The following is a 25,374-nucleotide window of genomic DNA, read 5'->3' as shown; positions in this document are numbered from 1 at the left end:
GAGTAGAGACTTGCATCATCACCGAGACGGTCGTGCCCGCCCCAATCCGCACCCCGATCGTGCGCCATCCCACCTTGAAACCGCAGGTCAGCGGGCGTCACTCACGACTTTGCCGAGGCCCTGGGACGCCCCTGGAACGACCACCGCCTCACGCTGGAAGGGATCGTGTGGAGGTTCCGGACCGGATCACCGTGGCGTGACGTCCCCGACTACTTCGGTGCGTGGCAGTCGATTTGGGAACGTCATCGCCGCTGGTCGGACGACGGCACCTACGTGCGGATGTTCGCCGCCGTCCGCGACGCCGCACCGGAAAACGAGGCGGGGATCGAACGTCTGCTCTCGATCGACTCGACCATCGTCCGCGCCCACCAGCACGCCGCCGGCGCACTGACCGACGCCCACACAGGGGGCTCGGTCGAATGACAAGAATCTGGCCCACGAACCCGTCGACCATGCACTCGGCCGTTCCCGTGGCGGCCTGAGCACCAAGATCCACGCTCTCACCGACACCTGACTTGCACAGGTCGACGGGGATTTCCGGTTTCGGCTGACGTTTGCGCTGGTAGTGGGATCACGAGTCGGCGATTCGGGGCACTAACAGGTCGGTAGGATCTGGCGGGTGGCGGCGTACATTCGCAAGGTTCGGGCCGCATCCGGGGCGACGGCGGTGCAGATCGCGGAGAAGAAGGGCGGCCGCCGTACGATTCTCGAGCATCTCGGTTCGGCCCACACCGACAGCGAGTTGGTGGCGTTGATGCAGGCCGCCCGTGTCAGGCTCGACGAGGGCCAGGAGGAACTCGACCTGGGGCTGGATGTGCCGACCGGCCCCGGTGCCGGCCCGTCGGTGATCACCGCGAAGCGGTCCCGTTGGCTGATCGAGGCGATCGAGACCGGCTGGCGCCGGTTGGGGTTCGACGAGATCGACGACGACGCGTTCTTCCAGCTGGTCCTCGGCCGACTGGTGGAGCCGACCTCGATGAGCGACACCTACGCCACCGCTTTGAAGCGTTGCGCCACACGTGATTACCGGGACCGGATCGCCACGAAATGTTTCGAGCATGCCGCCGAGACCGGTGGTCTGTCGCTGGTCCTCTACGACGTGACGACCCTGTATTTCGAGGCGGAGAAGGAAGACGAGCTCCGCAAGGTCGGCTATTCGAAGGAACGCCGCGTCGACCCGCAGATCGTGGTCGGCCTGCTCGTCGACCGGACCGGCTTCCCGCTCGAGATCGGCTGCTTCGAGGGCAATCAGGCCGAAACCCACACCATCGTCCCGATCATCCGGCAGTTCCAGGACCGGCACGACATCGCCGGCGTGGAGATGGTCGTCGCCGCCGACGCCGGGATGCTGTCGGCGACCAACCTGAAGTCCCTGGACGACGCCGGGCTCAAGTTCATCGTCGGCTCCCGCGTCACCAAAGCTCCTATCGATCTGGCGAACCATTTCCATTGGAACGGAGACGTTTTCACCGACGGACAGATCATCGACACGGTCACCCCTCGGCACGCGAAGAGCACCGTCAACAACGTCCGTCACCGGACCGAACCTGTCTGGGATCCGGTCGGGCACCCGAAGTCGTGGCGGGCGGTCTGGCACTACCGCAGCAAACGAGCGGTCCGCGACAACCAGACATTGAACGCCCAGGAAACCCGGGCACGGGACGTCGTCGACGGCGGCAAGGCCCCGAAATCCACGAGATTCGTCAAGACCACCACGGGCGGCCGCAGCCTCGACACCGCGAGCATCGAGCGGGCCCGCTCGTTGGTCGGGTTGAAGGGCTACGTCACCAACGTCCCGGCCACCCTGATGGGGCCGGAGGAGGTGATCGGCAAGTATCACGATCTCTGGCACGTTGAGCAGTCGTTCCGCATGTCGAAAACCGATCTGAGAGCCCGGCCGATGTTCCACCGCACCCGCGACGCGATCGAAGCCCACCTCACGGTCGTGTTCACCGCCCTCGCGGTCGCCCGCTATCTGCAGGCCGAGACCGGGATCTCGATCCGATCCCTGGTCCGAACACTGCGTCCGCTGCAGGAAATCACCATGACCATCGCCGGCCACCCCCACACCGCCACCGACCCGATCACCCCCGACGCCGCAGCCGTCCTCGCCGCACTGGACCTACCGACCCGCGGACCGGGGCACTAAACCTGTGCAAGTCAGGTTCGAATGTGGCACAGTACCGAACTCGATCCCTTGTCATGTCAGTCGAACACCACCGACAGGTCTCCAGCCGCCGATCGAGCCACGTCCCCCGTCTCGCGCAATCGCATGACTGACGACTCGGTGATCGCCCGTACGTCCTCGGTGACTCGCTGCCAACCAAAGATTTTCACGACCTGCTGCGCAAGCATGTCGCTGTCGATCGAGTGCGCATCCTGAATGATGTGCGCGACCGCGAGATCGAGCTCCTCGAAGGGAATGTGTTCGAGCTTGCGTGGTGGCAGTCCTGGAACGGGAATCCGAACATCAGGACGCGGCTTCCCTGGAAGCCTGCACACGTCGTCGTTGCCCGGTGACACTGAACGTCCGTCCACCTCCACGGCGCGAAGAACGCTCTCCGCGATCTTCCGTGTGGCAGCCCCCAGCCGCTGGATCTCCCACGCGTCCTTGAACCGTTCGAGGAGAACCTCCTTGTGAACCGGCGCTTCCGCCTGGATCACCTTCGTGAAGAAGGACCGTAGATCATGCTTGCCCTCAGTAGTTTTCGGGTCACGGGTCGATCCGTCGTAACCGCGGTAGCTCCGGTACTCCGTCACCCAGTCGGGCTTCGAGTCGAAGTCGACGTCGACAACCTGGATCTCCGGCTCCTCCGCCGCCTTGTCTACCACGATGCGCGACGCCGAACCTTCGGCTGCGACTGCTTCTTCGATCGCGGCTCGCAGCCTCTTCTCCTGTACGTTTCGGTCACGCCACCAGCTCAGCCCCCAGATCCGGTGAATCTCCCAGCCCAAGTTCCGAAGTACCGACTCGCGCAAGCGGTCGCGGTCACGTGCGGTTCGTGACGAGTGGTACGCGGCACCGTCGCACTCGATACCGATTGCATAGCTTCCCGGCTTGTCGGGGTGCCGCACTGCCATGTCGATCCGGTAACCGGCGACACCGACCTGCGGAACGACATCGTAGCCCCAGCTGCGAATCCGGTCGATCACCTGTTCCTCGAAAGGACTCTCGACATCGCCGAGACTGTCGTCGAGTTCGAGGGCCAGAGCCTTCTGTCCCCGCTCGGCGAAGTCGAGGTAGTTCTTCAAGTGCCGGATCGCCTCGTTCGACGACGACGGCATATCGGCGGCACGGAACGATGACACGATCTCGACGCGCTGACGGGCACGGGTGATCGCGACGTTCAGTCGGCGCCAGCCGCCATCCCGGTTGAGGGGTCCGAAGTTCATCGTGAACTTGCCGTTCTCGTCCGGACCATAGCCCAGCGAGAAGATGATGACGTCACGTTCGTCGCCCTGCACGTTCTCGAGGCTCTTGACGAAGAAACCGTCGAGGCGGTCGTGATCGCCGAGCAGTTTCGCAAGCATCGGATACTCCGCAGACTGCAGCTCGAGCGCAGCTTGGACCGCATCGGCCTGCGCCGACGAGAAGGTCACGACACCGAGCGACTCACCGGGATGATGCTCGGCGAAGTACAGCACCCGCTCGACCACCTTGGCGGTCTCCACCGGGTTGTCTCGGCTCGTGCCACGTCGGTAGGTGCCGTTCACAGGGATCAGCTCCACACCGAGGTTCGCCGCGTCGAAGACAGCACTGGGGAACGTGAACAGCTTCCCGTCGTAGAAGCGGTAGTTCGAGTAGGTGATGAGATCCTCGTGGCGGCTGCGGTAATGCCAGTTCAGCGGCAGCGACGTCAGACCACCGGCGCCCTTCGCGAGGTCCAGTACGGACTGGAACACGTCGAGCTCGTCACCGTCTTCATCGTCCACAAGGTCGGTGGAAGCCGAGAAGAAATCAGTGGGCGGTAGCTGTTTCTGGTCGCCGGCGACGATCAACTGGCGTCCCCGATAGACACAGTTCACGGCGTCCGACGGCAGCACCTGCGACGCCTCGTCGAAGATCACCACGTCGAACCGCATGCTCGACGACAGGAACTGCGATACGGCGAGTGGCGTCATCATGAAGCAAGGCTTGAGCTGCTGAACGAGTGCACCGGCTTCTTCGAGCAGGGCACGCACCGGCTTGTGTCGGGTCTTCTTCTCTGCCTCACGGGTGATCAGCTGCGCTGCCCGGCTTGTCAGCGATCGCGGCACACGCTCGTTGCAGCGCTCGATCACCCGTGCATGGGCATCGTTCATGAGTGCACGGTCCAGTTCACGGAACCGCTCTACCGCTCCGTCACGGTCGACTGCCCGGTACCCGGACAGTCGACCGTCCCGTCGAACTGTCTCGTCGATCCAGGCCTCGAGGGCCGCATACTCGATCGATTGAGCGACGGTGCCGGCGGCACGACGAGACTTTGCCAGTTCCGCGAGCACAGGAGCGAAACCGGCTTCCTCGGCCCAGTTCCGCTCCTGAACATAGGAACACCAGTTCTCGATGTCCGGTACCGCGGCCGCTTCCATCTCTGTCAACAGTTCGACGGCGTCATCGATGTCTGCCGTGAGATCGACTCCGATCTCCGCCTGACGTGCCGCCGTGAAGTGATGCACGAGGCCACTGCACGCGCCGCGCCATCGGTCGACGATCACGTCCAGCTCGGACGGCGGAATCGTGACGAACGAGAGTCGACGCGCGGCCGTATCTGGAATACGCATACCGACAGCTGAACGCACCCGATCGACCCAATCCAGCTGTGCTGCAATGTCTGTGAAATCAGAGTCCATGCCGAGCTCGACGCCGCCGAACAAGGCGTTGTCTCCAGCCGAGTCAGCCGCCAGCTCGAGCATGTTGGCACGGACGTGTGCGACCTTCTCGAGATAGTCGATGGCCAGCTCGATCGAAATCTCGTTCTGGACAACCGCACACACCGGCCCGAGCGCGGCACGCACCGGCGCAATCCGCTCGTTCGCGTCCATCGCCCACAGGCCGACCTCGTCCACGGACCGTCCTGCACCGACCGAGGCCTGGAGCAAGTCCCCCAACTCTTCCGTGCTCACCCGCCAACGTTCGAGAAGGCCTGCGAGTCGTTCGGCGATCAGAACCAAAGACGGGTCCGGCGAGCCACCTCGACCGAGCTGCTGCGTCAGCCTGGACGAATCGACATCGATTCCCGCGAGTTGCGTTGCGCGGCGCGCATTGCCGAGCGCTGCTCGCAGTGCATCGAAATCGGTCGCGAACCCGCTGTAGGACTCACCGAGTCGGGGCGAATGCGTATTCGCACCCGCGTCCATCTCCAGGATCGACTGTTGCCAGCTGGCCGCCTCCTCGAGGCGAGCGATGAGATCCTTGTCGACCTTGCCGGTCACCGTGACCGCACGAAGAACCTTCTTGTCCGTGCGTGCGGCCTTCGACAGCTTACGGAACCCGGTGTGCACCTCCCGGAACCGCACCGTGAGCGCCGCCAGATCCAAGTCGAGCACTTCCGGCGTGAAGTGGTCGCGCATAGCGTCCGCACGCCGGCGCGCGTGCTCGACGAGAATGTCCATCGCGTCGATAGATTCGGAGACCTGGTTCTGCAACGCCGCATTGAACCACCCGCTCTCGGGCCGGTCGGTGACTGCACCGAGTCTGGCCAGCTCCACCAGCTCACCGGCCCGTAGCGCAGTCATTCCTGAGGAAGGAACACCGAGCAGAGTTGCCAACTGGGTCGAGTCCGCGATGAGCGGTTCCACCTGATCGGCAACATCGGCGAGTCGACGGATCAACGCGTCGATCGAGCTCGGTGTCTCCGAGGCACCCAGTAGCGGGTCCGTCATGCCCCGCGCAAGGGGGCCGTGCCACTCTGCGTCCAGCTCGTCCCATCGCGGACCTGCAGTTCGTTCCAGGCTCGCGATACCGGCCGTAATTTCCTCTACGGCTGACGACGCCTGGGCGAGACGGTCCCGAGCCGGCGCGAGCGAGTTCCGCGTGAACCAATCGATGGGAACATCGACCCGATCTTCCAAGAGCCGTAGCACATTCGACCGCCGGTTCATCCCGTCGGAATCACGCGGGAACTTGAGTCCGGTCTCCGAATCAACGGTGTCGATCCGCGTCGAGAGGGTCTTGCCGGCCTCGGCGCAGTCCCCGGCCACCCGCTTGAGATCACGCGCCTCAGGGGATCCGAGATCGTCACGTTGAAGCCCCCGCCACAGGTAATCGTCTCCACGCTCGGTCACATACCAGAGGTCTCCGAGTCGTCCGGCATGCACACGCAGATCCTCGAGATCCGACGCCGTCATACCGGCCCGCCGTGCCCCCTCGGCCACAGAAGCATCGACGTGTTGCGGAAGCGACTCGATCCGGCCGACCACGTGGAAGATCGACGACCCCAGTGGTTCGCGAACCTCGTTCATGGCCACCGCGAAGTCTGTAAGCTCCTCACGGGTCCGGACGAGGTGTCGCGCTTCGACCTCGGTGAACGTCCGCTGCGCCGCCGCCCGTGTCTTGAGGGTTCCAGCGAGTTCCTGTGCGACGGCCTTGCGATTGCCTGCCGTTCCGTGAAGCTCGAACAAGAACCGCCCCAACCCTGCTCCACGCAAACGGTCACGGACGACATCGAGTGCTGCGGCCTTCTCACTGACGAACAGCACCGACTTCCCGGTCGCCATGAGTTCGGCGATCATGTTGGCGATCGTCTGGCTCTTACCCGTGCCGGGCGGCCCGTCCATCACGAAGCTCTTACCGTCGGCCGCAGCCAGAATGCACCGACGCTGACTCGAATCGGCGTCGAGGATACTGAACATCTGCTCTGGCGGCTTGAGCTCATCGAGTCCGTCCACCGGCACCGGATCGAACGCGAAGTCCCCTGCGGCGGGTGCGTCCGGACCGACCGCGAGCAACTGGACCATCGGATGATCGGCTACCGCTGCCGCATTGTTCTGCAGATCCCGGAAGATCGCTTCCTTGTGGAAGGTGAAGGTCGCACACACGACGCGATCGAGCAACGCCCATCCCGCACGACCACCGATGAGGGAACCGATTGCTCCCCACAAACCGTCGATCTCCGAGAGGTCGGGGTCGACATCGGGAAGGTCGATACCGAACTCGTCCATCTTCAGCTTCAACGCCGGATTGAGCGAAATATCGTCGTCCGTACGGAAAAGCACATACGGGGAGTCTGCACCTGTGCGTTTCAGCTGGACCGGAACCAGCAGCAGAGGACTGTCGACGGCAACTCCGTCGGCCGGGTCGACCCAGCGTAGAACACCGATACCGAGGTAGAGCGTCCATACGCCCTTGTCCGCGTAGGTCTGCTGCGACTGCGTGTCCAGCCTGCGCAGCGCAGTCTTCAACGTGTCGACAGCCTTGTTGGCAACCGTGATTGCGCCGCTCGGGCGACGTTCGTTCCGGGTTTCCTCCGTCACCGGCGGATACAGGGGGGCTTCCCCCGCAGTAACCAACGCAAGCAGATCGCCACCGGTCGGTGATTCGATCTCGAGGGACGCGCTCTTGGTGTGCTTGAAGTACAGCAGCCTCTGCCGTCGATCGAGCGTCAGCAGCTCCTGGCGCCACACCTCGAGCTGTCGGGAAAGTCGACGAGACACATCACCGGACAATCCTCCGGCAGCAACTTCTGTCTGCTCATCGATCGACATCTTCCCCACCTCGCGTCAACTCTGGACAATCGCAGCGAATGAACTGTAGCGATCGAGACAGACAGGGTTCTGTCGGCATTCTGGTCGGGTCGTTCGCGGCCCTGCTGCCGCGATACCGTGGACACCCACCGACCACCACTCGCAGCGCCTGTCCCGGCCGGCGCCGGAACAGGGGATCACCATGACCGACCACGACACCACCGAACAGCCGCTGCAACTCGACGGCGCTTTCGCGATCGCCACGGACAGCCGTGAGCAGCTGCACGACCTGTCCGTCCGCACGCTGACCGAGCTGCTGGGCAGCGCGCCGGAGATCGACGAGGACGGGGACATCGCGGTTCCGGTCCACGGTTTCGGGCTGTACGTCACGGTCGCCGAAGACGGACCGCAGCTGCATGTGTGGGCGTCGCTGCTCGGTGAGCTCGGTGAGTCGACCGCAGCCACCCAGCATCTGCCGGAGTTGGCTGCCGAGTGGCCGCGTCTGCGTTTCACGATCGAGGACGGGCATCTGCTGGTGTCGACGCTCGTCGACGCCGACCCGTTCGCGCCGCAGCATCTGATCAACCTGGTCGACGAGATCCACGAACTCACCCACGAGGTGGACGACGACTTCGCCGCCAAGTTCGGTGGTGTTCTCGACTGCGACTCCGATGACGACTCCTACGCCGGCGGCTGCGGAGGCTGCGGCGACGACTGCGCCTGCGACGGACACAACGAAGGCGATCTCGGCACCACGATCCCCGTCGGCGAGCCTTCCAAGTAGTCCGATCGGGTGGGTTCACGGATTACCGCGAACCCACCCGTCACTCGGGGTCGATCGCCCCGAACCTCGACGCATTGGCCTGCTCGGTCTCGGCGTAGCGGCGCTCGATCTTCTCGAACACCGTCTGCATCCGCTGAACCTCGTCGATGTGATCGGTCAGCGCCTGCACGAGGGAGTAGTCGCCACCGACCGCCTTCTTGCTGAACTTCTCGGCGAGTGCGATTCCGCTGGGCAAGGTTCCGAAGCCCTCGACGAACTGCAACTGGTACGCGCGAGACCGGAGCACGCCGAGTTCAGCGGCGAACTCCGCACAACGCTGTGCGCATGCACGAGCCGTGCCGGGTTCCATGGTCAGCTCGCCGGCATCGACACTTTTCGCCAACGCGGTCCAGTCGCTGGGATTCTCGATCATCGCGATTCCTGCTTCGAAGTTTCGGCTACCGCGGAAAGTGCGGAAGCAATGCGGACATGGTGTCGAGCGCGAGCTGGTCCGGCGGTGGTGTGGAAGGAGTGTTGTCGAGGTCTGAGATCGACACCACGATCATCCCGTCGTCCGAGGCGACAGCGACATCACCGCGCATTTCCGCAGGTGTTGCCATGTGTCGATACGCGAGTGCATCTTGTCCGCCGATCTGAACCGGCGCGAAGTCGGTGAGGTCACTCCGCGCCCGGAGGTCGTCAACGGTGTACGTCGTCGCATACACGCTGAGGAAGTGCGTGTCGTTGTTCCATGCGCAGACGTTCCACCCCGGCTGATGAACGTCGAGGATGTCGCGGGTCCTGGTCGCCACGTCCATCCCCAGCGACGTGATCACGTCGTCGGGGATGTCGTCGCACGGACTGAACGCCGGCTCCCCTGCCGCCTTCCCGACGGGTTCGGCATCCCCGGCGACTGCCCCCGACGAGCATCCGGCGAGCACGAGCACCGATCCCAGAATTCCCAGTGCCACTCGCACCCGTTTTCCCCCATTCACGCGGCTCACACTAGTTCGACGCACCGCGTCGGGAAACGGTTCCAATCCGTCAACGACCGGTCTTGTGGGCGTCGGCCGCCAGAGACGTCCAGCCGGCGATGAGCGCCTCCATGTCGTTGCGCCCCCGCAACGCCGGCGTCTCCGCACCCGTCGACGACTCACCCATCGACGACGAACCCACACCCGACCCGGACGCGCCGGAACCGTCAGTACCTGCAGTAGAGCCGAGGAACGGCCGCACCAGGTCGATGGGCATCGGGAACACGACCGTCGACGTGTTCTCGCCGCCGAGTTCACCGAGGGTCTGCAGGTACCGCAGTTGCAGGGTGGTGGGGTTGCGGCTGATGATGTCGGCGGCTTCGGCGAGCCGCGACGACGCCTGATATTCGGCTTCCGCGTTGATGATCTTGGCGCGGCGTTCGCGTTCGGCTTCGGCCTGCCGGGCGATGGCGCGCTGCATGTCCCGCGGAATCTCGACGTCCTTGATTTCGACGGTGCTGACCTTCACACCCCACGGTTCGGTCTGCTGGTCGATCACCTTCTGCAGGTCCTCGTTGAGGCGTTCCCGTTCGGCGAGCAGACCGTCGAGTTCGGCTTTGCCGAGCACCGACCGCAGTGTGGTCTGCGCGATCTGCGACGTCGCCGCCACGTAGTCCTCCACGGCGAGGATCGCCCGGTCGGCGTCGACCACCCGGAAGTAGGCGACGGCGGTAACCTTTGCCGGCACGTTGTCGCGGGTGATCACTTCCTGCACCGGAATGTTCAGTGTCACGGTCCGCAGGCTCACCCGCACCATCCGGTCGATCGCCGGGATCAGCAGCACCAGCCCCGGCCCGCGCAGATCCACGAGCCGGCCGAGCCGGAACAGCACACCCCGCTCGTATTCACGCAGCACCCGCACCGACGCGGACGCGAGCACCACCGCCACCAGCGCAACGACGAGGACGGCCAGCACGATCGCAGTCAACATGGCAACTCCCACGATTCACGACGCCGCACCTCCAGCGTCAGTCCACGCACCTGTTCGACGACGACGGACTCCCCCACCGTCGGGGTGCCGGGGTAGCCGAACGCCATTCGCGCCCGCCACAATTCGCCACCGGCCTGCACCTGCCCCTGCTCGCCGTCCCAGGTGCGGACGACGGCGTCGGATCCGACGAGCGACTCCACGCCGCTGCGGACCGGGGCGCGGCGAGCCTTCAGTATCTTGCGTCCGGTGACGGCGACGATCCCCAGTCCGGTGGCGCCGACACCCACGGTGACCGGCAACGCCACCTCGAAGCCGAACCCGCCGGCCGCGATCAGCAGCCACACCCCGGCCCCCGCCAGCGCCGTCCCGAGGATGCCGAGCACACCGAACGTCGGCACGTGCGCCTCGATCACGATCAGCGCCGCGCCCACTACCAGCGCCAACGCGCCCAACGCGATCATCTGCATTCACCTGTCACGAGAACCCGACCGCTTGCGTAGCCATTCGCGGCCGAGCTCTCACCGTCAACCGTAGGCGCGGATATCGAGCGTGGCCACCGTGTCGCACCGCGTTCCTGTCGGTGCCCGGTGCGATCATCGCCGCATGCATCTGCTCGACGACGGGTTCACTCCTCCGGAGGCGTGTGTGTTGTGGTGCCGCGCCCGCGCCTATCCGCTGCACGTGCTCGACGACAGTGCCCGGGTGGATCTGGACTGGTGGAACCACCATCTGCACGCGTTGGGTCACGAGATCGTGCTGCACGGACGTGATCTCGACGGCCGGATCGTGGACCGCGGGACGGCCGTGGTGCAGCGGAACGATCTGCAGCTCGGTGGCCCGCTGGTCGAATCCGAGCATGATGCGCTCGGCCTGCTGTTCCTGTGTGCGGCGTGGCGCAGCGCCCACCGGGACCGTCGTGGGACGCGGCGCGTGCCGGACGTGTTCTCCCCGCTGGCCGAGCAGAATCCGCTGGCCCGTATCCAGCAGGTGTTGGACCGGTGCGCGAAGGACAAGCGGATTCCGGAGCCGTCGGGGGATTCGTGGTCGGGCTGGCCGGACATGCCCGGGGTCGGTGTGTCGTTGATGGCGCTGTTCCTGTGGGCGGTGGGTGTGCGACGCGACGGGGTCCGCGCCCAGTTGATCGACCAGCACGGGGTGTCGACGCTGATCCACGAGGGCTGGTTGGAGGAACCATCGGTCAGCGGGTTCACCCTGCGCCGTTACGACCGGTATCTGCAGTTGCTCGACGCCTGGTCGCAGCAGGTGGGTGCCGAACCCGAGCTGATCGAGATGTGGCTGGTGCAACGCTGGAACGCCCGCGTGCGGGAGGCCCGCAGCGGCGCCCACGCCGAGCCGACCCTGTTCTGAACCGTCCCGCTTCCGGGGGCGACTTCGGGGACACTGGAGCCATGACGACTCCTGTCACGATCACCGTCACCGGTCACGCCGAACGTTCCGTCGCCCCCAACCGGTGCGTCGTCCGTCTGAGTGTCGAGTTCGACGGCTCGACGCGGGCCGAGGCCGCCGACGCAGCCACCGCGTCGGTGACGGCCCTCACCGAGTCGATCCGCACGTGCGAGTCGGAGTTGGTGCGGTGGTCGATCGATCAGGTGCAGCATTCCCGGCACCGGCCGTACCACCCGGAGGGTGAGACGCTGCCGTGGATCTACCGGTCGACGGCCACCGGGTCGGCGGTGTTCCGGGATCTGGCGGCGGTCGCCGGGTTCGTCGACCGGGTCGCCGCAATCGACGGTGTCACCGTCGCACACCTGGAGTGGACACTCACCCGCACGAAGCATGCGAAAACGGTTGCGCGGGTGCGAGATCTGGCGGTCCGCGATGCGGTCGCGAAGGCCCGGGGTTACGCCCGCAGCCTCGGATTCGAGCATGTCACGGTGGTGGCGTTGGCCGACCCGGGACTACTCGACGGGACCCGCCCCGACGCCGGCATGCCCGTGATGCGGACGATGGCGGCGTCCGCGCGCGGCGGTGACCTCCCGACGATCGAACTGACCCCCGAGAAACTGCGGATCACGGCGGAGGTGGAGGCGCGGTTCGAGGCGCAGTGACCGGGCGGTCACATCACGTTCCACGCCCAGCGCCCGTCCGGTTCCTCGATGTAGCCGCGGATGAGGTCGATCGCCCGATCCCGGAACTTCTCGCCGGGCCGCAGCGCCCGCCGCTGGGCGGGATCGTAGGCGATCCAGGCGGTTCTTTTCGTGATCTCCCGCGCCAACTGCTGCACCCGACCGAACGATCGTTCGGCGTCGGGCAGGGACTGTTCGGCGAGTACACCGATCCGCACGTCCCGCTCCCACACCACGACCGACAGTCCCGATTGCGCGTCCCGCAGGATCAGGTGGGCGTCGTCCTCGTGCGGACCGCTCGCTCCCCCGCACTGTGCTGACGGGAACAGTTCCCGCACACATGCTTCCACGATTCTCGGTATCTCGCGGCGATCGGCGTACTCGTCCTCGTACTCGTCGATGTCGAAGGCGGCGTCGAACTCCCGGTCGAGCGCGTGCAGGGTGTGCCGTGGCAGCAGGAACAGGGTGTACTCGATCGGCGCGGGACCGGACGTCTCCACCACCGACACCTCGTTGTCGCGCACCTCGATCCGCCACGTCGCCCCGTCCTGGCCGGACGCGAGAATTGTGCCGTGCAGCGTGTGGTCGAAGGCGAACTGCCGCAACTCGTCCGGGAACGCCCACCCGGGTTTCGGATCGGTGAGATCGTGTTGCAGTAGCGCACCGCGGCACAGGAACGTGTCGATCAGATAGCGCATCCACGCGGACGACCGGTAGAACTTCTCGAGCCCGTTCCACACCAGCCTCGAACCGTCGTCCGACGGCACCCACTGGCACCACAGGCCCGGCTGGCCGCCGACCACCCGGTTGCTGTCGTCGCCGGCGGTCTCACCGTCGAACGCGTACGGTCCCAGCGGGCTGTCCACCCGCCGAGAGCGGCTGAACCTGTGCAGATAGGCCCGCTCGGCCTCGTTCAACGGCGGATGGACGTGGATCTCCCCGGTGAACGTCGTCGTGTATCCCATGGCGTATCCCTCCCCAGAAACAGAACATGGTCTGTCTGGTTGGATGCGCGCCGCCGCGAATCGGTTCCGTTTCCGGGACGAGTTCGTACAAAACCCGAGGTTTTGTACAAAAGTCGGCGACACCTAGGAACACTCCCCGTCCCTGCCTCCCCGTAGGATCGCTCACCGTGCCGCTCACCACCCACCCGAACCCACTGATCGACACGTTGAACCGGTCCGTGACCAGCGCGACGTTGCAGCGGGGCCGCCGCTACGCCGCCGACGGAGCTGTCCTCGACTTCCAGGTCGCCCCCGATCTGAGCACGGTGGTGGGGCGGGTCGCCGGTACCCACGTCTACGAGGCGTGCCTCTACCTCGTCGAGTACGACGACGAACTGATGTTCGCCGAGGGCGACTGCGACTGCCCCGTCGGCTACAACTGCAAGCACGTCGTCGCGCTCGCGCTCACGTTCGCCGAGCAGCTCCCGTCTCTCACCGCGACCGCGTCGGTGGCCCCGTGGGAGGCGCTGCTCGATGCCGCGCTCGCTGTGGACGGCACCGCCGACGCCGATGCGGTCCCACTCGGCCTGCGACTGTCCGTCGCTCTCCTCCCGCAGGGGCAGCCGGGGGTGAAGCTGTCCGCGAAACTTGTCGAACCCGGCAAGACCGGCTGGGTGAACAGCGGCCTGACCTGGTCGAACCTGAAGTATTCGCGCGGCGCGAACCCGCGGCACCTGCGCGTCCTGCACGAGCTGTACCTGCTGCACCAGGCGAGTTCGTCGTACACCTACGCGTACAGCACCAAGACACTCGACCTGACGATGTTCGGGCGGCAACTGTGGCCGCTGCTCGACGAGATCCGCGCCGCCGGCGTCGAACTGCTCTACCCGAAGAAGAACCTCGGGCACATCCCGCGACCCGGGTCCGCACGCATCGAGGCCGACGTCCGCACCCACGCCGACGGCCTCACCGTCACCCCGCAGGTCACGGTCGACGGCGACGAGTCCCGGCCGAGTCTCCTCGGTTTCGTCGGGGCACCCGCCCACGGCATCGTCTACGTCACCGACGACGACGTCACCGGTCTCACCGGCGAGCCGAAGTTCACCGATCTGCCGTTCCGGCTCGCCCGCCTCGACACGTCCCCGCCCGAGATGATGCAGCACCTGCTGCTCACCGGCGGCAGCATCCCCGTCCCCCGCGACGACGCACCCCGTTTCTCCGCGCAGTACCTGCCGCGGCTGCGGCGCACCGCGACCGTCGTCTCGAGCGACGACTCGTACGAGGCGCCCGCAGTGAGCGGGCCGCGCCTGCGGCTGACCGCCCACTACCGTCCCGCGCACACGGTGGACCTGGACTGGCGGTTCGTCTATCGGGTCGGCGACGCCGAACACGCGGTGCCGGTGACGCCGCAGCCCGGCGAGAACTTCCGCGACCTCGACGCCGAGCAGCGCGTCCTCGTCGACCTGGATCTGCAGCGCCCGCAGGGCACGCTCACCGGCCTCGACACCCTCCGGTTCACCACCGAGACCTTGCCGCTGTTGCAGAGCGACGACCGTCTCGACGTGGTGATCGAGGGGCGGCCGGCCGACTACCGGGACGTCGGCGACACCCTGGAGATCGGGCTCGCCACCGATGCCACCACCGGCACCGACTGGTTCGATCTCGAGGTCACCGTCACCGTGGACGGCCGTATCGTCCCGTTCCGCGACATCTTCGCGGCCCTCGACGCCGGCGAGACCCACCTGTTGCTCGACGACGGCGCCCACCTCGCCCTCGACAAACCCGAACTCCGCCGGCTGCGGGAACTGCTCACCGAGGCCCGCACCCTCCGCGACAAGGACGGGGAACGGTTGCAGCTCAGCCGTTTCCAGGCCGGGCTGTGGGAGGAACTCACCGGACTCGGAGTGGTACGGCGGCAGGCCGCGCAGTGGCGCACCCAGGTGCAGGGCCTGCTCGACGTGGCGTCGTCGGCCACCACCGCGGTGCCCGACGATCTGGACGCGACCCTGCGCCCCTACCAGGTCGACGGCTTCCGCTGGCTGGCGTTCCTGCGCACCCACGGCCTCGGCGGCATCCTCGCCGACGACATGGGCCTGGGTAAGACCCTGCAGTCCCTCGCCCTGATCTGCCATGCCCACCGCGAACATCCCGATGCGGCACCGGTTCTCATCGTCGCACCGACGTCGGTGGTCGGAAACTGGGTGAGCGAGGCCGCCCGCTTCGCACCCGGGCTACGGGTCGTCGCGGTCACCGAAACCTCCACCAAACGTGGTGCCCCGCTGGCGGAGTCGATCGCCGGTGCGGACGTCATCGTCACGTCGTACACGCTGCTGCGCCTGGACGCCGACGAGTATCTGGCTCGGCCGTGGTCGATGCTGCTGCTCGACGAGGCCCAGTTCGTGAAGAACCACCAGTCGAAGACGTACCAGTGTGTGCGGCGGGTGGAGTCGCCGGTGAAGATCGCGATCACCGGCACCCCGATGGAGAACAATCTGATGGAGTTGTGGTCGATGCTGTCGATCACCGCGCCCGGCCTGTTCCCGGAACCGAAGGCGTTCGCGGACACGTACCGCAAACCCATCGAAAGTGGTTCCGCCCCCGAGATGTTGGAACGTCTGCGGCGCCGTATCAAACCGCTCATGTTGCGTCGCACCAAGGAACAGGTGGCGTCCGATCTGCCGGCGAAGCAGGAACAGGTCCTCGAGATCGACCTGTCCCCGAAGCACCGCAAACTGTACGACACGCATCTGCAGCGGGAACGCCGCAAGATCCTCGGCCTCGTCGACGACCTGGACCGCAACCGGTTCACGATCCTGCAGTCACTGACCCTGCTGCGCCGGCTCTCCCTGGACGCGGCACTGCTCGACGACAAGCATGCCGCGGTGCCGTCCGCGAAGATCGACGCCCTGCTCGAACAACTCGCCGACGTGATCGCGGGCGGGCACCGGGCACTGGTGTTCAGCCAGTTCACCGGGTTCCTGGCGCGGGTCCGGGACCGCCTCGACGCCGACGGCATCGAGTACGCCTACCTGGACGGCAAGACCCGCGCCCGTGCCCGCGTGATCGACGCCTTCAAGACCGGCAGTGCGCCCGTGTTCCTGATCAGCCTCAAATCCGGCGGGTTCGGGCTCAACCTCACCGAAGCCGACTACTGTTTCCTCCTCGACCCGTGGTGGAATCCGGCGACCGAGGCGCAGGCCGTGGACCGCACCCACCGCATCGGGCAGACCCGCAATGTCATGGTGTACCGACTCATCGCCCGCGACACCATCGAGGACAAGGTGACGGCCCTCCAGGGCCGCAAGTCCGCACTGTTCGACGCCGTCGTCGACGGCGACGGCGCGTTCGGCAGCGCCCTCACCGCCGACGACATCCGGGAACTGCTCGGCTGAGCTATCCCCGCCGCAGCCCACTCGCCCGCTGGACCTGTCGTCCCACAGCGGCCGCGAACACGGCCGGGTCGCCGACGATCCGCACGTGCGTCCGGGCACGGGTGATGGCGGTGTACAGCAGTTCGCGGGTGAGCAGTCGGGACCCGGCCTCGGGCAGGATCACCGAGACCCGGCCGTACTGGCTGCCCTGGCTGCGGTGGATCGTCATGGCGTACACCGTCTGCACCGACGACAGCCGACTCGGGTGCACCAGTTCGGGTTCGTGGCCCGCACCCCGGTCGAATGCCGCGACCAGGCCACCGGCGCCGTCGGCGACGACGACGGCGGTGTCGCCGTTGAAGATTCCGGTGTCGTAGTCGTTCGCGGTCACCAGCAGCGGCTGCCCCGGATAGCGGCGGTGCGGGTCCAGTCGGGTGCCGGTGGCCTCCCCGATCCACGTCATCGCATCCCGCGCCCACCACGACGCCCCGCGCGGTCCCTCCCGGTTCGCGCACAGCACCCGATGTTCCTCCGACGCGGTCAGCGCCGCGGCCGCGTTCCCGGCGCAGGCTGCGGCAGTCATCGCCGCGGCGGTCGACAGCACGTCGGCGCGCACCGCCGCCGGATCATCCGCGGCCCCCCACTCGACGTCCGGGTAGTCCGCGCTGAGGAGGATCGCGAGGGCATCCTGCGCCCGCCCCTCCCGCACCGCGGCGGCCAGATCCCCGATGCCGCCGCCGAATCGCCTGGACCGGCTGAGGCGAACCATCCCCTTGACCAACAGGTTTCGGTCATCCGCCGAGACGGCGGGCTCGTCCGGGGTATCCGGCGCCGCCAGGTCCTCCCCCACGACGCGCGCGAGCGCCGGATGCACGGCACCCGGCACCGGGCGGGCCACCAGGTCGGCGAGCACCGCACCGGCGTCCACCGACGTCAACTGGTCCGGGTCACCGACCAGCACCAGGCGGGCGTCCGGCCGGACGGCCTCGAGCAGACGGCACATCATCGTCAACGGCACCATCGACGTCTCGTCCACCACGACCACGTCGTACGGCAGATGGTTGGTCGCGTTGTAGCGGCAGCGACTCGTCCCCGGCCGCGTCCCGAGCATCCGGTGCAGCGTCGATGCCGACAGATCCTGCCGCAGGCCGATCGTCTGGGCCTGTCCGAGCACCTCCTCCGCGAGGCGCGCCGCCGCCTTGCCGGTGGGGGCGGCCAACCCGATCCGCAGCCCCGGATCCAGCCGCTCGAGCAGTGCCAGCACCCGCGCCACCGTGTGCGTCTTGCCGGTGCCCGGACCGCCCGCGATCACCGATGTGCGGTGCGTCGCGGCGACCGCCGCGGCGACCCGCTGCCGGTCCGGGGCCGCCGATGGCCGGGACGTGTCGTCGCGGTCCCGGAACAGCGCGGCCAGACCGGTCCGCAGCACGTTCTCGTCGACCGCCAGATCGCTGCCCGCCCGCGCGTCGAGGATCCGCCGCACCGTCTCCTCCTGCCGGTGGTAGCGGTCCAGGTAGAGCAGGTCGCCGTCGGGATGGTCGACGAGTCGCAGCGGGCGCAGCGGGCCGGCGTCGCCGCCGATCACCAGCGGACTGGACCGCAGGGCATCGGCGACAACGGCGTCGTCCGGCCACGGCAGCGTCGCCGGATCGATCGGGTGGCCGTCGCCGGTCTCCTCGGGAACCACGTTCCGGATGTCGCTCAGGTCCAGGCACACCGACCCCGACCGGACGGCCCGCACCACGAGTGCGGTCGCCAGGTGCACCGACTCGCGGGTCTCCCCTCCGAGCGCGGCGAGCCGCAACGCGACGTGCACGTCGGCGGCATCGAGCACCCCGGCCTCGTTGAACTCGCGCAGCAACCCCTTGCCGCGCTGCGCGACCCGCGCCTCGATCACTGTTGTTCCTCCCCGCTCGCCGCCAGCACATCCGACAGCTCCGTCACCAGTGCCGCCGGCGGATACCAGTCGAACACGCCGACCCCGGCGGGGGTGTCGGCGCCGACCATGCCGCGGACGAACAGGTACTGCACCCCACCGAGGTGTGTCTCCGGGTGGTAGCCGGGCAGCCGCCACCGCAGATACCGGTGCAGCGCAACGGCATACAGCAGTGCCTGCAGCGGGTAGTGCGAGCGCATCATCTCGCCGGCCATCGCCTCGCGGGTGAAGTGCGCGGTGGTCAGTTCCTCGGCGGCGGCGATCCGGTTGGTCTTGTAGTCGACGATCACGAACCGGGATCCGTCCGGGCCGGGGACCCGCAGGACGGCGTCGATGCTGCCGGTGAGATACCCGCGCAGCGGTGTCGGATCCAGTGCCTCGAGCCGGTCGGCGTACGGGGCGAGGACATCGCCCGGGGGCAGGTGCCGGCGCAGCAGGTCGACGACCGCGTGCAGCGTCACCGTCAGCGCGGCCGGGCTGTCGCCGCCGGCCAGTGGCAGCTCGAAGTCCAACTCCGGCAGCCGGTCCCGCGGTGGGATGTCGGCGAGGGTACCGCCGCCGGCGAGCGGGGTCCGTAGCACCGGGGCCAGCGCGGCAGCGAGTTCCTCGGGGTCGACGCCGCTGCCCGCGGCCGATTCGCGGCAGTGCCGCAGCAGTTCGGCGTCGAGGTTGGCGGCAGTGTCTATGTGTTCGAGGATCTCGTGGACGAGGGTTCCGAACACCGCGCCGTACGGCATCCCGTTCAGCGGCGACGCGAGGCCCCCGGCCTCCCTGACCGAGGCGACGGCCTCGTCCTGCTCGGGTTCGTCCCCGATCACCGCCCCCTCGTCGACGCCGGTCGCGGCCAGATGTTCGTGCGCGGACGCGGTGAGCGCCGTGTACGACGTGCGCCGCCACGCGGTGTCGATCGGCCGGTCGAACACCGCCGCGGCCAACTCCTCCGCCTCGTACCGCCGCGGCGTCCACGACGGTCGCGGGATCGGATCGGAGCCGACGGCCTCGACGGAGATCGGGACCGACGCGCACCCCGCCCACCGCGAGAGATGCTGCGCGACAAGCGGATCCTCGGGAACCGCCACCCGCTGCGGCACGTCGACCCCACCCGGGTCGCGCCCGAACAGCATGCGGTGCAGCGGTCCGGTGTCGGTGCCCCGCGTGGGCGCCCACCACAGCACCAGCCGGCACTGGGCGCGGGTGAGGGCCACGTACAGCAGCCGCAGGTCCTCGCTCGCCGCCTCCGTGTCGCGGCGCCGGAGCCGGTCCCGGTAGCCGAGGCTGCCCTCGCCGCCGATGTCGAGGACGCGGCGGCCGTCCTCGTCGTGCAGCAACAGCTCGTTCGGGTCCTCGTAGCGGCCGACGTTCCACGCGAACGGCACGTACACGATCGGGTATTCGAGGCCCTTGCTCTTGTGCACGGTCGACAACTGGACGGCGGCGGCGTCCCGGTCTAGGCGCCGGATGCGGCCGTCGCCCCCGGACTTCGGGTCGGTGATGCGGTCGGTGAGCCACCCGGCGAGCGCGGACAGCCCCAGGGACTCGCGGGCCGCGACGGTGCCGAGGAGCTGGGCAACGTGCCGCAGGTCGGTGAGGTCGCGTTCACCAGACGCCGACGCGAGGAGCCGGGTGTCGAGGCCGGTGCCGGCAGCGAGCCGCTCGGACAGGGCCGCGAACCCCTCCTGGTCGAACAGCGCAGACAGCTCCCGCAACCGTCCACCCACCTCGGCGACGAGCGCGTCCCCGGCGATGCCGACCCGCTGCGCCGTCCACCCGAACAGCGGGGTGAGCGCGGCCAGCCGCACCCGGTCGCCGCGGTGCGGCTGCTCGAGTGCCTGCAGCACCCGCAGCCAGTGCAGCGCGGCACCGGTCTCGAACACGCTGGACCCGCTCGCGAGCACCGATGGCACACCCGCCCGATCCAGGGCCGTCTTCACCAGCTCGATCTGCGTGTTCGTGCCGGCGAGGACCGCGACGTCACCCGGTTCGACCGGGCGCCGGACCCCGCCGAGGTCGACGGTGGTGCCGCTGTCGAGGAGCCGGACGATGTCGGCGGCCACGTCGGCGGCGACCCGCTCGCGCTGACGCCCCACGACAGGGAAACCGGACTTGCCGGTCGGGCCCGCCCCGGTGCGCGGCAGGTACCGCACCCGCAGCGGCGGGCCGTCCAGCCGGGACCCCGGCTGGGCCGCGTCGACGCCGTGCACGACGATGCCTCGATGTCCGAGCGCGGCACCACCGTGCAGATGATGCAGGGCGGCAAGGAGATCTGCGTCGCTGCGCCAGTTGCAGGTCAGTTCGAGGCGGCGGTCGGCGGCGTCGACGGCGGTGAGATAGCTGAGCACCTCGGCGCCCCGGAACCCATAGATGGCCTGCTTGGGGTCGCCGACGAGGACGAGCGTCGTGTGCCCGTGGAACGTCGACGCGAGGATGTCCCACTGCTGCGGGTCGGTGTCCTGAAACTCGTCGACGAGCACCACCCGGTAGCGGTCCCGGATCCGCCGGCACGCGGCCTGTCCGTGCTCGCGGTCGGTGAGCACCCCGTGCAGCAGAGCGGGCAGGTCGTCGAAGTCGCGGATCCCGGCGAGGCGTTTACGGCGGGCGGTCTCCGCGCGGGCCGCGGCCGCGAACGCGACGGCGTCCCCGGCTCGGCTCCCGTCGGCGCCCTCGGGGGCGAGCACCGCCAGCGGATCGAAGATCGCGGCGCGGGCCGCGGCGCGGGCGGCGACGGGTGTCAGGGTGCGGGTGTCGGCGCGCCCGAAGTGCCGGACATACAGGTCGGCGACGGTGTCCTCGATGAGGTCGTCGGCCCGCTCGACCAGGACCGTGTCGGGGTCGCGTTCGCCCGCGAAACCGAGACCGTCGAGCATCCGCTGGCAGAAGCTGTGGGTGGTGACGATGGTGCCGGCATCGAAGTCCGACAGCGCCCGCAGCAGCCGAGTCCGGCGCACCGCCACCTCGGCGTCGTCGGCGGCGGCCAGGTGCGCGACCAGCAGGTCCCCGCCGGTACGGGCGGCCACCGGATCGGCCAATCCGGCAGCGGCCGAAGCGAACCGCTCCCGGGTGCGTCCCCGCAGTTCCTTCGTCGCGGCCCGGCTGAACGTGACCAGCAGCAACTGCGCGAGGTCGACGCCCTCCTCGGCGACGAACCGGGCGGCCAACCCGACGATGGCGTACGTCTTGCCGGTGCCGGCGCTCGCCTCAAGGACGGTGGTCCCGGTCGGCAGCGGCGCGAACAGGTCGAACGCGGACGCGGTCACGGTCGTCGCGGTATCGGCGGTCATGCTTCGTTCCCCCAGGTCTCGGCCGCCAGCAGCGGACCCCACAGCACCGCGGCCTCGGTACCGAAGGTGGTGGGCTCGGTCGCACCCGGCGGCGACTGCTCCGCGGTGAGCACCGTCAGCCCCGCGCCCGGGCCGTGCACGAACGCGACATCCCGGTCGACGGCGTCACCGAACTTGTCGCCCCATGTCTTCTCCGCGACCACGTCGGCCTGCTCGAACGACCGGCCCCGGAACCGGGCGGTCGCGTAGGCAGCCGTGGTCTTGACCGCCATCGGGAGCGGACGATCGAGTCCCCGTTCCCGCAGGTCGACGAGGCGACGCAGGATCGCCGCCGGATCCGCGGGCGCGACCAGTCGCGACTGCGCGACAGGAGCGCGGCCCTCGCCGCGGCCTGTGGTGACGGCGGTGGGATTCGCGACCCGCCCGTCGGCCGCGAGCGCAAGCAGACGCACCCACGCGCCGATCCGGTGCTTCGGTGCGAGCCGCGAGAAGGTGGTGCGCGCGATCACCCCGTCGTGGATGCCGTCGACGGTACCGACGAGGCGGATCCCGGAGAGGTCGACGGCGATGTCGACGGTCGCGGGCGGGCCGGTGTGCAACGGCGCCGCCGCCCGGGCGAGGGCGTCGACGGTCCACTCGATGTCGTGCAGGGTGGCCTCGCCGAGCCGCGCCGGTGGCAAGGTGCCGCGCCGCCATTCGGCGCTGCGGAACATCGTCGGGTCGGCGCCGGCGAGGCGAGCCGCGAGCATGCGGTCTCCGATCCCCCACTTCGCGAGCGGATCGAGGTCGAGATCGAGGGTGTCGGCGACGCCCTTGTCGAGCTCGGGCACCCGGAAACCGAGGCGCTGCTTGAGGAATCCCGCGATCGGCTGTTCGAGGAACGCGACGAGGTCTGCGAGGGCGACAACCGGGTCGGTGCCGACGTCGCGCGGCGGCAACGGCTGCGGCAGGAACGGCTGCGCCGGCACGGGTGGCTGCTGCGCGACCCGCGCACCGGCGAGGGCCGCGGTGTCGAAGCTGAACGGGTCGAGGCGGTCGAAGTTGCGGGCATCGAACGGCTGCAACGTGTGTCGCCGCACGACGCCGTCGCCCGTCATCGCGGTGAGGACGTCGCACAGTTCGGCAAGCGGGACGGCGGGCGGGCACGGCCGGCCGCCTACCGGGTCGTTGCCGGTGTAGAACAGCAGCAGACTCTCGGTGGCCGACATGATCGCGTCGAGCAGCAGCTGCCGGTCCTCGCTGCGCGGATCCAGTTCCCCCACACGCGGTTCGCGGGCGAGGACGTCGTCGCCGTCGAGACCGGAGCCGCGGGGGAACACGTCGTCGTCGAGACCGAGGAGAACCACCACCCGGTGCGGGACCGACCGCATCGGCGTCATCGTGCACACCGTGAGATCACCGGTGCGGAAGTTGATCCGGGAGGGCCGTCCGGCGAGCCGGGCGCGGAGCATGGCGCGCACGTCGGCGAGCCGGAGCGTCGTGTCCCCGGCATGTTCGAGGGCCTCGGCGAGTTCCCGGCGGGCCTGCGTGAGCTGCCATTCGTCGGTGCGTGACGTCGCCACCATCAGCTCGAGTGCGAACTCGAACGCGGCCGCCCACTGCGCGGCCGGCTGCGGGCCGGTGAGCCGGTACAGGACGGCGTCGAGCCGGTCGACGTACTCGGCGAGCCGCCCGGTGAGTTCGATGTCGTTGCTCTCGACGTCGTCGAGCGGCAGCGCCAACGCCAGCCATTCGGCGTCCGCGTCGTCGGCGGCGGCGCCGAGCAGGATCCGGTCGAGGGCCGTCTTGAGGGTGTTCTGCTCGAAACCGTCGAGCCCGAACGCCCGCCGCTCCCTGCGGCCGATCCCCCAGCGGGCCCCGGCCGTCGCCGTCCATTCCCGGATGCGTTCGATGCCGTCGTCGTCGAACCCGAAACGTCGCCGCACCGGGCCGGTGGCGGCCAGGTCGATCACGTGTCCGGCGGTGACCCGGGAATCGGCGAGGTCGAGCAGGGTCGACACCACCGCGAGGACCGGGTTGCTCTGGTGCAGTGCCCGATCGGCCATCCGCACCCGCAGCCGGTGCCCGGGGTGGGCGAGGCCACCGGACGCCGCCTGCCCGAACGCGGCCCGCACCAGCGGCGCATACGTGTCGACGTCGGGGCACAGCACGAGCACGTCCCGCGGTTCGAGCGTCGGATCACCCTGGAACAGGTGCAGCAGCCGCTCCCGCAGCACCTCCACCTGCCGGGCCGGGCCGTGGCAGGCATGGATTTCGACGGTGCCGTCGTCGGGGCCGGGCGACGGCTGCCGGTCGGCGGCGATGTCGGACTGCAACCGCCCCAGCAGCGTCGGCGGGCGGCCCGGACCCGGATGGTGGACGTCGACGAGATCCACCGGCGCCAGCCGGGACTGCATCTCGCGGACGTCGCGGGCCAGGCTGGCGAGCAGCGGGTGGGTGACGGTGAGCGTGTCGCGGTCGTCGGCCCGCAGCCGCGACGCCGCGTGATCGGCACGCGACCCCCACATCTCGATGCTCGGATGCGGGATCCACAGGTGCACGTCGCGGTGGGCGCCGAGCGCGGACAGGACCGCGATCTCGTCGGCGCCGAGGCGGGTGGGGCCGAACAGCGACAGCCGCGGCGGGAGGTCGAGCAGGTCGGGTTCGGCACGCAGTCGGGTGCACGCGCCGGCGAGGCGTTCGGCGGGGCTGGGGCAGTCGAGGCGGGCCCGCAGCCGCCGCCACAGCTCCGGCTGCCAGCACAGGTCGTCGGGCAGCGGGGCGGTGCCGTCGGTGTCGTCTCCGGCGGCCCAGGCGACGAGCATCTCCGGCCGCTGCGACCCGTAGGTGCGGAACAACTCGGCCAGGTGGGCGGCGGTGGCGTAGCGGCGTCCGGCCCGATGGTCCGCCGGATCCGTCGCGCCGTGTCCGAGATGCCGGGCCAGGACCGCGCACCACGGCTCCCCGAGATGGTCGTCGATCACCTGCAGCAGCGTCCACAGCATCCGCGACGGCTGCCACGGGTCGGCGTCGACGGCGTACCCGGTGGCGGCGGCGAGGACCCCGCCGACCAGACGCGCCGGGGACGGGAAGTCGATGTTGGCGGCAACCCCGTCACCGCAGCCGGCCCGCGCCCCGAGCGTCCGCGACAGCTGCTGCGTCAGCCACCGTTCGACGCCCCGCGCGGGCACCGCCACCACTTCCCGCGCGAACGGGTCGTCCACGGGCGTGGCCAGCACGTGCGCGAGCTGGGAAGCGAGCGTGCCGGCGCTCTCGGCGCGGTGCAGCGTCAGCACGGATGGTCCCCCTGCGGTGGCGATCGGATCGGTGGATCGAGCGGTGCGCCCGACCCGTCACACCGTACCGACAGCCTCCGACAGGCCGGGGCG

At 68.6% G+C, this 25,374-nt stretch carries 14 protein-coding genes and 1 pseudogene; 6 read left to right on the top strand and 9 right to left on the bottom strand.

The genetic code is table 11. The features are described from left to right. Positions 1 to 123 precede the first annotated feature (123 nt). Together E0497_RS15655 and E0497_RS15650 are read left to right on the top strand one after the other, a co-directional pair. Positions 124 to 508, top strand: a pseudogene (locus tag E0497_RS15655) (IS5 family transposase); the annotation flags it as partial. Between the two features lie 111 nt (positions 509 to 619). Then, a complete protein-coding gene (locus tag E0497_RS15650; protein WP_137725717.1) occupies positions 620 to 2,149 on the top strand; it encodes an IS1634 family transposase in 1,530 nt (509 codons plus the stop codon). 56 nt (positions 2,150 to 2,205) lie between these two features. Here E0497_RS15650 and E0497_RS15645 read toward each other — a convergent pair whose 3' ends face one another. Then, positions 2,206 to 7,683, bottom strand: a complete 5,478-nt coding sequence (locus E0497_RS15645; protein ID WP_137725716.1) for a DUF3320 domain-containing protein — start codon at positions 7,681 to 7,683, stop codon at positions 2,206 to 2,208. A gap of 181 nt (positions 7,684 to 7,864) precedes the next feature. On the opposite strand from E0497_RS15645, the gene E0497_RS15640 reads away from it, so the two are divergent. Further along, positions 7,865 to 8,446, top strand: coding sequence for a T3SS (YopN, CesT) and YbjN peptide-binding chaperone 1 (locus E0497_RS15640; RefSeq protein ID WP_137725715.1), 582 nt, complete (start codon positions 7,865 to 7,867; stop codon positions 8,444 to 8,446). Between the two features lie 40 nt (positions 8,447 to 8,486). Here E0497_RS15640 and E0497_RS15635 read toward each other — a convergent pair whose 3' ends face one another. From E0497_RS15635 to E0497_RS15620, 4 genes are all read right to left on the bottom strand, one after another. After that, positions 8,487 to 8,858, bottom strand: a complete 372-nt coding sequence (locus E0497_RS15635) for a hypothetical protein (RefSeq protein WP_137725714.1) — start codon at positions 8,856 to 8,858, stop codon at positions 8,487 to 8,489. Positions 8,859 to 8,883: 25 nt separating this feature from the next. Then, positions 8,884 to 9,366: a DUF3558 domain-containing protein gene (locus tag E0497_RS15630; protein WP_241665925.1), complete on the bottom strand. Its 483-nt coding sequence runs from the start codon at positions 9,364 to 9,366 to the stop codon at positions 8,884 to 8,886. 103 nt (positions 9,367 to 9,469) lie between these two features. Further along, positions 9,470 to 10,390, bottom strand: a complete 921-nt coding sequence (locus tag E0497_RS15625) for a slipin family protein (protein ID WP_137725712.1) — start codon at positions 10,388 to 10,390, stop codon at positions 9,470 to 9,472. After that, positions 10,384 to 10,851, bottom strand: a complete 468-nt coding sequence (locus E0497_RS15620; RefSeq protein WP_137725711.1) for an NfeD family protein — start codon at positions 10,849 to 10,851, stop codon at positions 10,384 to 10,386. Before E0497_RS15620 ends, E0497_RS15625 begins: the two co-directional genes overlap by 7 nt. A gap of 142 nt (positions 10,852 to 10,993) precedes the next feature. On the opposite strand from E0497_RS15620, the gene E0497_RS15615 reads away from it, so the two are divergent. Continuing rightward, positions 10,994 to 11,758 (top strand): 8-oxoguanine DNA glycosylase OGG fold protein, encoded by a 765-nt coding sequence (locus E0497_RS15615; RefSeq protein WP_137725710.1) that lies wholly within the window; start codon positions 10,994 to 10,996, stop codon positions 11,756 to 11,758. Positions 11,759 to 11,799: 41 nt separating this feature from the next. Beyond that, positions 11,800 to 12,459: an SIMPL domain-containing protein gene (locus tag E0497_RS15610; RefSeq protein WP_137725709.1), complete on the top strand. Its 660-nt coding sequence runs from the start codon at positions 11,800 to 11,802 to the stop codon at positions 12,457 to 12,459. Between the two features lie 8 nt (positions 12,460 to 12,467). Here the strand turns inward: E0497_RS15610 and E0497_RS20665 are convergent, their stop codons facing one another. After that, positions 12,468 to 13,442 (bottom strand): hypothetical protein, encoded by a 975-nt coding sequence (locus E0497_RS20665; RefSeq protein ID WP_194150325.1) that lies wholly within the window; start codon positions 13,440 to 13,442, stop codon positions 12,468 to 12,470. Between the two features lie 167 nt (positions 13,443 to 13,609). Between E0497_RS20665 and E0497_RS15600 the strand changes: the two genes are divergently transcribed. Further along, on the top strand, positions 13,610 to 16,813 hold the full coding sequence (locus E0497_RS15600) for a DEAD/DEAH box helicase (RefSeq protein ID WP_241665923.1): 3,204 nt from the start codon (positions 13,610 to 13,612) through the stop codon (positions 16,811 to 16,813). 1 nt (position 16,814) lies between these two features. On the opposite strand, the gene recD is transcribed toward E0497_RS15600, so the two are convergent. From recD to recC, 3 genes are read right to left on the bottom strand one after another with little or no spacing between them, the layout of a single operon-like run. Continuing rightward, positions 16,815 to 18,689 (bottom strand): exodeoxyribonuclease V subunit alpha, encoded by a 1,875-nt coding sequence (gene recD, locus E0497_RS15595; RefSeq protein WP_137725707.1) that lies wholly within the window; start codon positions 18,687 to 18,689, stop codon positions 16,815 to 16,817. After that, the gene (locus E0497_RS15590; RefSeq protein ID WP_137725706.1) at positions 18,686 to 22,006 is read right to left on the bottom strand and encodes a UvrD-helicase domain-containing protein; all 3,321 of its coding nucleotides are present in this window, start codon (positions 22,004 to 22,006) and stop codon (positions 18,686 to 18,688) included. Before E0497_RS15590 ends, recD begins: the two co-directional genes overlap by 4 nt. Continuing rightward, positions 22,003 to 25,281, bottom strand: a complete 3,279-nt coding sequence (recC, locus tag E0497_RS15585) for an exodeoxyribonuclease V subunit gamma (protein ID WP_137725705.1) — start codon at positions 25,279 to 25,281, stop codon at positions 22,003 to 22,005. The genes E0497_RS15590 and recC overlap by 4 nt, the downstream gene beginning before the upstream one ends. Positions 25,282 to 25,374: the final 93 nt, after the last annotated feature.

It is taken from the genome of Prescottella subtropica, from assembly GCF_005434945.1.
Lineage (GTDB): Bacteria > Actinomycetota > Actinomycetes > Mycobacteriales > Mycobacteriaceae > Prescottella > Prescottella subtropica.
This window is presented reverse-complemented; position numbering and strand designations above follow the sequence as displayed.